The following is a 9,591-nucleotide window of genomic DNA, read 5'->3' as shown; positions in this document are numbered from 1 at the left end:
TTCATCCATTCCCCACTGGCATATTCTATGCCATAAGATTGCGTTTTTAAATCAATATTGGGCAACTCACCTGACACATATCTTTTATCACGTGTATTCCTGATCCATGAATCCCATATATGCTGACAGATAAAAAGAAAAACAAGGACATTCCCATTGCTAATACCTATCACATCATCTACTCCACCCCATAGAGGCCGCTGTCTATTTCTGGATGCTAACTGTAGTAATGCTTGTTCTGCACGTTCTTTCTTCCAATATACTTTTCCCTTCTTATCCCAAGGATATGGCGGTGTCGGTATGTTGACCATAATTTCTTTCCGCCCTTTCTCTTTCTGTCGAACCCATGCCTCAGCAAGTTTCGCGCTAAATGGATCCTTTACACAAAGATCTTTGAGAAATTGTTTCCATTCATCAGGCCAGCTATCTTCTAACCTTAACCCTCTATTTATTCTGGAGTCTTCTTCTACAATGATTCGGGAACATTTCTCTTTCGCAGAAAGTGTGGAGCCCAAAACTTCTTTCATTGGATTATCGGTTTTAGGTCTGTAATTGATTGATACTCTTCTATAAAAAATATCCCGAGAGAGTTTGGGGAATAACCCGTTATCATTTTCCTTCCTTCTAAGTCTATCGTCAATATCCAGATCAGAAAAATCCCTCATCTCTTCTAATGATTCATTGGTCGCAAATATTTGAGGTTTGTCTGGCCATGCATAATTCCGAACTCCAATTCTGTATGAGACTAGACCAGACCGAGATGACAATGCTTTGTGAACCAGTGTTTGGCATGATTGTCCAAATCCTTTACCGGAAAGGTCTAGATCGGGAAGTAGTTCATACTGATCGATTCTTAGAAGAACATTCACATCTTCTTGCAGAACACCGGACTGTTTTAGAAGACTCGCAGTTGCAGAGATTGGTTCTCCAATAATCGTTTTTGAAGACTTTACATCTGGTGGAAGATCATCAGTATTCAAGTTCATATACTTTTTATAAATCACTATCCTCTTGTTTAATTGAGTCCTGATGGCTTTAATGTTGTCTGCTTTCTTTATTCCATTCAACCAAGAATCTGATTGAGACAACTGATGAGCAAACTCATTAAGAATAGAAGTGTCCATGGTTATTCCTATTTCACCTGCAATTACTCTGTCTTTTGAGTGCAACTCGATCGTATTAAGCAAGTCATCTACAATCCAATAGTTGACACAATCCCCAAAATGCAATGCCAGTTCATTAATGGTCCTTGTATCAGAATTGGGTGTAATTAGTTGTGCGAACCCAGCAGCAACTCCAGATTTTCGCAAATTAATTCCTCCAGATATAAATTTTCTGAGTTGAGGGGGGACAGGAAATTCTATGGCTTCAGATTTGTAAGCTAATCTTGTCTCAGGTTTTAAGAGGTTAAGCAACATGGATTTTCCACTACCTTGCAGACCCTTTAGTATGACATTACCAGATTGATACAATGCTGTTGCCTGTTCTACGAATACCGGACTAAACAACCTCACGAAGTCACTGCTACTTATGGCTTCGGTTAGATACAAGTCGCTAAATGGATTTATTCTTTCACTCATTTTAATTCCTGCTGTGTCTGGGGAAGATGGGGTCCCAAGTCTGAGAAGTCCAATGAAACATCGGCAATGTATTATCCGGCGTGTTGGTAAACATTACTATTAGACCACCTGTATTCTTGTAACCAAGTGGGCCATAAGGTTTCCTTGCTCCGGGGGGAATGTTGTTTGATACTTGTTGGTAAGTATCATGTGCCATATCTGATAAATCTTTTATGTGAGGTTCCGCATCATTCGGGAAGATTTTAGGAATGAAAACCTCATCTCCCAATGGCAATACGGGAGAAAATTCAATGTCAAGTCTTTTGGATAAACTCTTACACAGATTATGACCTTTTGGACAAATTATCAGGGGAACCACTAATATCTTGACATTTACTTTTTTTACAAGGAAACTGATACGCTGAATAGAATTGCTCATTTGACTTCCACTACCTACAAAATCTTCCAGCAACACAATATAATCTATTTTATTCTTATCTATATAATCTAGGATTTTGCTTTCGTCACCAAACTGTGTTAATGCCCTCAATTCTGGCCTAACATCAGATACACAACTTGGTATATTGTTAATATGATAAAACTTGTTGATTGCCATACTGTCTGAGATTGGACAAAACCATGTCTTCTTAACAGATTCTTTAAGTTTTTCTCCGGCACAGGGGTCTGTGAAGGCAATATTTTCATTGTCAATCAGCCATTTGGCAATAGGGTCATTATAAGCGCTTCTGTAGAGTTCGTTAAACTCTTCGGGGCCAACATAGAAGATATGAGTTATACTCTTGAAGAGTTTTTCTTCCAGTTGTTTCTTATTATTTGCGTTAGCAATCCACTGACGACATCTAGTCCAAAAGTCAGGATTGGGCGGAAGCGATACCTCGTAGGTGCGAAACAGACGCTTCTCCAAATAGTCAAGCATGAGATAAATTTCCATCGCTTTTTCACTATCTTCCCAAGTGCCTATCTTATCATCTATGAAGTTAGACATAATCAGTTACTCAACAACCTTTTTTGTATGAACTTGGCCAATGCGTAGCTCATTGGTGGCGGAACAGCATTCCCTATCATTTTGTATTGATCAGAATCTGACCCTGTAAACACATAGTCATCCGAAAATCCTTGTATCCTTGCAGCCTCTCTAACCGTCATACCGCGATGTTGAGATGGGTGGAGAAAGTTCTTGGCAAGCCCAAACCTCGTATCAACAGTGTAAGAAGGCCCCTCAAGTGACAGTCGGCGGAACTTGCCGTTGAATCTACCTACCAAATCCACACTATTGCCAATTTCCTCCAGATAGTTCTTTCTTAACAGAGACTTCACTAACGGACGGCTAAACATTGCCTCCAACAATCTTCGTTCAACGGGGTCGGCATCACCGAAATTTCTTAGCCTATGTCTCCGGCGCAACGAAATCATCTCCGTCAGAAGTAACCGTTCCTGTTTGGTTACTTCCCCAAAAACTTCCGGAATGTCCCATGTATGCACAGACCGGCATCCCCCTCTTACATTGCTTAGCTTCTCTCCTTGCTTTATGCGAGAGGCAATCTTGTATTCTCTTGAATCCTCATCCAGCAGTTCCACATTGTGATTTTTTAGCCATCTTACACCTTTGAACGCTTCTTTGAGAGTTGACTTCTTTCCCTTGGACAAGTCTCCAAGCGTGCAGTTTCTCCGCCAAGCAAAAAGCAACATACGCTCTCTGTGTTGAGGAACGCCGAAGTCATAAGCATCCACCTTCATTTCCTTTATATTGTAGCCTTCTTGAGCCATCACATATTGCAACTCTTCCCAGTATTTTTTGTGCTTTCCTGATACGACACCGGGAACATTCTCTGCCAGAAACACCTTGGGTTTCAACTTTAGGGCTACCCTTGCCCCTGAAAGAAGCAGTCTATTCCTGAAATCATCCACATCTCTTTTCCCTATAGTGGAAAACCCTTGACACGGAGACCCGGATATAACGACTTCCGGAGATTGGTCAAGTCTGGCAGGGAGAACTTCTTTGCTTAAGTCACACTGATAAACTGGCGACCCTATGTTTGTGTGAAGGTTGCGTAAAGCGAGGGGGTCTATATCAAACGCGCCCAATGACTCGTATCCGGAATTTGCAAAGCCAACATCAAACCCCCCACACCCTGCATAGAGGGATATATAGGTGGGCTTTGTGCCCGTCTTTTTGCAAGAGTTCTGCATAATCAGCGAATGGCGGATATGGTATCAGAATTTGTGCTTTGACTCAATACAACGCCTCCTCTTGTGGGCGGGAAGGCGGCTCCGCCGCCCGCCAAGAACCCCCCGCAAGCAAGGCGCTTTCATTTGTTGTAAATTAAAAGCCCATTGTCGCGAGAAACCAGCATACCCTCCCTTCTGCGGGAGCATAAAAAGAGCCTTGTTGTAGGCTTTCTGTCCCTGTCGGTCGTTGACCTTATCCAAATGGCAATTCCGCTTGTTATCAGGCGGGCAACGGACGCATTTACCGAAGGCGGTCCCGACACGGCGGCAATCATCCGCGCCTGCGCTCTGGCAATTTTAGGCATGGGGATTGTAATGTCGGTGTTCCGCCTCGGATGGCGGTATTTCATAATGGGCTCAGCCCGCAAGATAGAACAAAGCTTGAGAAACCGGTTTTTCTCCCACCTTCAACGCCTCGGAATGGAAGACGTTGACTCGCGCAAAGTGGGAGACTTTATGACCCGCGCCGTCAACGACATAGAGACGCTCAAGTTTGCATGCGGGCTGGGTGTGCTGGTCGCCTATGACGGCTTGTTCCTCCTCACCTTCATAATGGGGGCGATGTTTTACATATCGCCCGGACTTGCGGCGGTGGTGTGCGCTCCGTTTGCGCTGATGATGGTTTTTGTCGTCAAAGGCGGAAGGGAGATAGAAACCCGCTTCGGGCGGACTCAGGAGTTCTTTTCAACACTCACGGAGAGCGCAAGAAGGCCGCTTCACGGAATGAAGGCGGTGAAATCCCTCCGGCTGGAGGGCAAAGAGGCGGAGATGTTCAGCCGCTCAAGCGGCGACTATGTGAAAAGCAACATACACCTTGCCGGGCTGTGGGCGGTTTACCAGCCCGCCATATCGCTGTGCGTGGGCATGGCGGGCGTGGCGTTTCTCTACTTCGGCGGCTCAAGCGCCATGAACGGCTCAATCACTCTCGGCGATTTCACGGCGATGCTGGTTTACCTGACCATGCTCAACTGGCCCATGATGGCGATGGGCTGGGCTCAGGACATACTTCGCAGAGGCAATTCCTCGGTAAAACGGCTTAACTCCATTCTAAAACTTGACTGCGAGCCCGAAACCCCGGACGGGCAGCTTCCCTCCCCCGCTCCGAGGGGCGCTCTGGAAGCGCGGGATGTTCGCGTTTCCTTTGACGGCAAAGAGGTTCTTTCCGGCTGCTCTCTGCTTGCAAGCCCCGGAGAGACGGTTTTCATCACGGGGGCGACCGGCTGCGGCAAAACCACTCTTGCCCTTGTCGCGGCGGGGGCTGTTGTTCCGGACGGGGGCGGCGTTTTTATCGGCGGGAAGGACATTCGCTCTTTTGACCGGCGGACTCTTGCGGGGCTGGTTTCGGTGGTGCGGCGCGACCCGTTTATTTTCAGCGGAACGGTGGCGGAAAACATCAACTTTATGAAGCCCGCCCCGGACGGCGGGGGCGCGGAAGAGGCGGCGCGGGTGTGCGGAATAAGGGAGGAAATTGAGGATTTCGGCGGCTTTGACGCGGTGCTGGGGGAGAGGGGGATTAACATTTCCGAGGGGCAGAAACAGAGAATAGCCCTTGCCCGCGCGGTGATTTTTGAGCCCGCCGTCCTCATCCTTGATGACGCGCTTTCATCGGTTGACCTCTCCACCGAGGCGCGAGTTATGGAAAATCTCCGCGAGTGGGCGGCTCGCACACGGACGGCTCTGGTGGTGATGTCCAGCCGGGTGAACTCCTCCCGCATTGCGGACAGGATTGCGGTTATGGGAGGCGGCGCGGTTGCCGAAAGCGGAAGCCGCGATGACCTTTTGCGCAAGGGCGGCATATACGCCGGGCTGGACAGGATACAGGCACAATGAAAAGCGGCGACAAATACGTATTCGGCGAAATGCGCGACAGGAAAATGCTTCCGTGGCTGCTGGCGTTTGCACGCGGCAGGATTTGGTTTCTTGCCGCCTCCCTTGTTCTGATGGTTCTGACCGCCGCCCTTGAGATAGCCGTTCCCTACATAGCCGCCCGCGCCGTGGATGACCATATTCTGAAAGACGGCGGGGCGGCGGGGCTTGTTCTTCCGGTAGCCGCAATGGGGGTTTGCGTTGCGGGAATCTTCATAATGTCTTCGCTTTCAAACTACCTGCTGAAGGTTTCGGGCGAGAGGATAATTCACGACATCAGAACCGGCTCTTTCAGGCACATACTGTCTTTGCCGCAGAAGTTTTTTGACGACAATCCCACCGGCAGAATAGTAACAAGGGTTTCCAATGACCTGAACTCCATAAGCGACATGTATTCAACCGTTCTGGTTCAGACCGTAAAAGACCTGATAGTGGTTGCGGGCGTAACGGTTGTTATGCTGCGGCTTGATTTTGAACTTGCGCTGATAATGCTGCTGATGGTGGCGGGCGCGGCTATGGTCGCCCATCTTTTCCGCTCGCGGCTGCGGGTTTCGCACCGGATGATACGCCGCTCGGTCGCCATGCTTAACTCTTTCGTTCAGGAAAGCGTCAGGGGGCTGCGCATCATTAAAGACTACGGCAGGGAAGAGCCCAACCTCCGCAGGTTTGAGAAGGTCAACCGCGAGAACTTCCGGGCGAACATGGAGCAGTTGTGGGTTTATGTGGTTTTCCGCCCGTTCATTGAATATGCGGCGGTCGCGTCCGTGGGGGTGATAATATGGCACGGCGGCCTCGGCATAGTTGACGGCAGGTTCACCGCCGGCACGCTTATCGCCTTTCTTTATTACGCCCGGATGATGTTCAGGCCCGTGCTTGAGATCTCGGAGAAATACAACGTTCTTCAGTCCGCAATTGCGGCGGCGGAAAACCTTTACGATATCAACGCCGTCTCCCCGGAACGTTCGGGGCTTCTTTCGCCCGACGCCCCGCGAAGGGGAGAGGTGAAATTTGAAAACGTCTGGTTTTCCTACGGCGGCGGCAAGTGGGCGCTGAGGGATGTTTCGTTTAACGTTCCCCCCGGCGGCTGGGTTGCCGTGGTGGGGCTTACGGGGTCTGGCAAGTCCACAATGTTCAGCCTTATGTTCCGCCTTTACGAGCCGCAGAGGGGGCGCATAACGGTTGACGGCGCGGACATTTCCGGGGCTGACCCCGGCTGGCTCAGAAGGCGGGTCGCCCCGGTGTTTCAGGAGAGGCGGGATTATGAGGGGAGCGGCGATGCCGTGTTTCTTTCATCCGGCGAGCGGCAGGTTCGCAACATAGAGGAGGCGCTTTCCTCCGACCCGTCGGTGGTCATAATGGACGAGGCGACCTCAAATATGGACGCCGAAACCGAGATGAAAACCATAGAGCGGATAAGAGACCTTTCGCGGCGGCGGGGTTTCAGCCTTGTTACGATAGCGCACCGGCTTTCCGGCGTGCGCGGGGCGGACAACATTCTGGTTGTTCACAAGGGGCGGATTGTTGAGAGCGGAACACACGAGCAACTTGCCGCCGCAGACGGCGTTTATGCGTCTCTCAACAAGTTTGCCGCCGGTTGACGCGCCTACCGCCGCTTTTTCCACTTTTCGCTGAGGTATTTCTTCAAAGCCGCCTCCCTTCCCCTTTCGGACGGCTTGTAGTAAACCCTGTCTTTGATTTTCTCCGGCAGGTTTTCCTGCCCGGCAAACCCGTCCTTTTCATCGTGCGGATAGCGGTAGCCCCTGCCGTATCCCATTTCCTTCATAAGACGGGTCGGCGCGTTGCGTATGTGCATAGGGATTTCAAGGCCGGGGTGTTTTTTCACATCCTGCTCGGCTTTTCTGAGCCCGGAGTAGGAGGCGTTGCTCCGGGGGCAACTGGCAAGATAGGTCGCCGTCTGCGCGAGAATGATTCGCGCCTCCGGCATTCCTATGTAGTTTGTTGCGGTAAAGCAGTCGGTCGCAAGAGTCAGGGCGTAGGGCTCGGCGTTTCCTATGTCTTCGGACGCAAGCACGATAAGCCGCCGCGCTATAAAAAGAGGGTCTTCCCCGGCGTCAAGCATACGCGCAAGGTAGTAAAGCGCGGCGTCCGGGTCGCTCGCTCTCACGCTTTTTATGAACGCCGAAATGGTGTTGTAATGCTCGTCCCCGTCTTTGTCGTAGCGGACGCCTTTCTGGTAAACCTCCCTCACGAGCGCCGCATCAACCTCTTTGCCGCCGCAAATCGCCGCCGCCGTCTCAAGCCCGTTCAGAAGGGCGCGCGCGTCTCCGCCGCAGAGGGCGACCATCTCCTTTTTCGCCTCGGCGGACACCTTCACATTGCTCACCGCCCCGTCCGTCTCAAGCGCCCTGTCAATGATAAGCAGCAGGTCTTCATCCCCCAGCGGCTCAAGCCGGTAAACCGCGCACCGCGACAGAAGCGGCGAGATGACCTCAAATGACGGGTTTTCCGTTGTTGCGCCTATCAGCGCGACCAGCCCCTCCTCAACGCTTTTGAGAAGCGCCGCCTGCTGCGCCTTGTTGAATCTGTGGATTTCGTCTATGAAGACAACCGCGCCGCCGCCCGTGTCCCGCGCCCGCGAAAGGGCGTCCCTTATCTCTTTGACGCCCGAAGACACGGCGTCCATGTGTATAAACTCGGCGTCCGCCGCTTCCGCGATAACGCGGGCGAGGGTGGTTTTCCCGCTGCCGGGGGGTCCCCAGAGTATCATTGAGCGCGGCGAGCCGTCTCCGGCAAGGCGCAAAACCCCGTCCGCCCCGACAAGGTGGGACTGCCCCGCAATGTCGTCAAGCGAGCGGGGGCGCATGCGTTCTGCCAGAGGAGCGGTCTGCATGAAAGTAACTATACTGCCCCCGCCCCCGAACGGACAAGCGCGGGGCTACCGGTAGGTGTGCTTTCTGAGCAGATTAGGGTCGGTAATTGTTTTGACGCTTTGCCCGCAGTTTTCGCACGAAAACGTAACCTTCACGGGCGGGTGGCTTATTCCCATCAGCACCAGTATCCAGCCGAAAAATGTGTATTGCGACTTTGGAAACACGCGCGGCGAACCCACCGTGTTGCCGCAAGTGCACACGTTTGCCGTCTCATCGCCGCCTGTCATAACGGGAATGCTCCGTTCAGGCGGGCGGTCTGCCCGGCGGTGAGCCGCCAGCCGGAAGCGCCGCAGTTTTCCCTTGTTCTTTCAACGCTGTCGGACTTGGGAATTGCCACCACATTTTCATGTGTCAGACACCAGTTGAGCGCGACTTGCGCGGGGGTCTTTCCGGTTTCCCGCGCAATTTCGCCCAAAACGCCCCCGCCGCCGCACAGGCGGCCGCTTGCCAGAGGGGTGTAGGCGATGACCGTTACGCCGTTTTTTTCGCAAAACGGCAGCAGTTCCCGCTCAATCTCCCTGTCGCTCAAACTGTAGCGAACCTGATTTGAGACTATCGGCGTGTTTGGCATGCAACTTTGCGCCTCCTCAAACTCGCGGACGGAAAAGTTGCTTACGCCCGCAAAACGGACGATTTTTTCGTCAACCAGCAGTTGCATGGCTTTCATTGTTTCCTCAATGGGAAAGGCGGAGTTGGGCCAGTGGATTTGATAAAGGTCTATGGCGTCAACGCCAAGTTTCCGGATGCTGGCGGAGGCGGCTCTCCGGATGTCGTCATAGCCGAGATGCTTTCCCGAAACCTTGGTTGCCATAAAGACCCGCCCGCCCGCCGTTTTTGCGGCGCGCCCGCAGACCTCTTCCGTTCCGTATCCCTCGGCGGTGTCTATGAAACGGGCTCCGAGGCTGATTCCCGCCTCAAGCGGCGCGGTGTCTCTGCCGTAATTCCATGTTCCGAGGCCGATTTCGGGAATGCTTTCGCCGGTGTTTCCGAGGGGTTTCAGTCTGACGGGCACAACCCTGCTCCCC

General features: G+C 51.7%; 8 protein-coding genes. 2 read left to right on the top strand and 6 right to left on the bottom strand.

What is annotated here, in order from left to right; all coding sequences use genetic code 11:
• The 3 genes from OXF42_06790 to OXF42_06780 all read right to left on the bottom strand — a co-directional run.
• The coding region (locus tag OXF42_06790; GenBank protein MCY4047789.1) for a hypothetical protein at positions 1 to 1,580 on the bottom strand (1,580 nt) is incomplete at its 3' end.
• A gap of 1 nt (position 1,581) precedes the next feature.
• The gene (locus tag OXF42_06785) at positions 1,582 to 2,565 is read right to left on the bottom strand and encodes a hypothetical protein (protein MCY4047788.1); all 984 of its coding nucleotides are present in this window, start codon (positions 2,563 to 2,565) and stop codon (positions 1,582 to 1,584) included.
• A gap of 2 nt (positions 2,566 to 2,567) precedes the next feature.
• Complete coding sequence (locus OXF42_06780; GenBank protein MCY4047787.1) at positions 2,568 to 3,770, bottom strand: DNA cytosine methyltransferase; 1,203 nt, start codon at positions 3,768 to 3,770, stop codon at positions 2,568 to 2,570.
• Between the two features lie 144 nt (positions 3,771 to 3,914).
• Between OXF42_06780 and OXF42_06775 the strand changes: the two genes are divergently transcribed.
• Entirely contained in the window at positions 3,915 to 5,639 is a 1,725-nt protein-coding gene (locus tag OXF42_06775; protein MCY4047786.1) for an ABC transporter ATP-binding protein, read from the top strand.
• Entirely contained in the window at positions 5,636 to 7,273 is a 1,638-nt protein-coding gene (locus tag OXF42_06770) for an ABC transporter ATP-binding protein (GenBank protein ID MCY4047785.1), read from the top strand. Before OXF42_06775 ends, OXF42_06770 begins: the two co-directional genes overlap by 4 nt.
• 5 nt (positions 7,274 to 7,278) lie before the next feature.
• Here the strand turns inward: OXF42_06770 and OXF42_06765 are convergent, their stop codons facing one another.
• The 3 genes from OXF42_06765 to OXF42_06755 are packed head-to-tail and all read right to left on the bottom strand — an operon-like array spanning position 7,279 to position 9,578.
• The gene (locus tag OXF42_06765; protein MCY4047784.1) at positions 7,279 to 8,526 is read right to left on the bottom strand and encodes a replication-associated recombination protein A; all 1,248 of its coding nucleotides are present in this window, start codon (positions 8,524 to 8,526) and stop codon (positions 7,279 to 7,281) included.
• Between the two features lie 45 nt (positions 8,527 to 8,571).
• Entirely contained in the window at positions 8,572 to 8,793 is a 222-nt protein-coding gene (locus tag OXF42_06760; protein ID MCY4047783.1) for a hypothetical protein, read from the bottom strand.
• Positions 8,790 to 9,578, bottom strand: a complete 789-nt coding sequence (locus OXF42_06755) for an aldo/keto reductase (GenBank protein MCY4047782.1) — start codon at positions 9,576 to 9,578, stop codon at positions 8,790 to 8,792. Before OXF42_06755 ends, OXF42_06760 begins: the two co-directional genes overlap by 4 nt.
• Positions 9,579 to 9,591: the final 13 nt, after the last annotated feature.

The sequence above is a fragment of the Candidatus Dadabacteria bacterium genome, assembly GCA_026708565.1.
GTDB lineage: Bacteria > Desulfobacterota_D > UBA1144 > Nemesobacterales > Mycalebacteriaceae > Mycalebacterium.
Note: the sequence above shows the minus strand (reverse complement) of the source record. Positions and strands in the feature narration are given on the sequence as shown.

Bases quoted from the DNA above. Each gene is read 5' to 3' on its own strand.
- OXF42_06785 (MCY4047788.1), bottom strand. From the start codon at position 2,565: ATGTCTAACTTCATAGATGATAAGATAGGCACTTGGGAAGATAGTGAA.
- OXF42_06760 (MCY4047783.1), bottom strand. From the start codon at position 8,793: ATGACAGGCGGCGATGAGACGGCAAACGTGTGCACTTGCGGCAACACG.
- OXF42_06765 (MCY4047784.1), bottom strand. From the start codon at position 8,526: ATGCAGACCGCTCCTCTGGCAGAACGCATGCGCCCCCGCTCGCTTGAC.
- OXF42_06780 (MCY4047787.1), bottom strand. From the start codon at position 3,770: ATGCAGAACTCTTGCAAAAAGACGGGCACAAAGCCCACCTATATATCC.
- OXF42_06770 (MCY4047785.1), top strand. From the start codon at position 5,636: ATGAAAAGCGGCGACAAATACGTATTCGGCGAAATGCGCGACAGGAAA.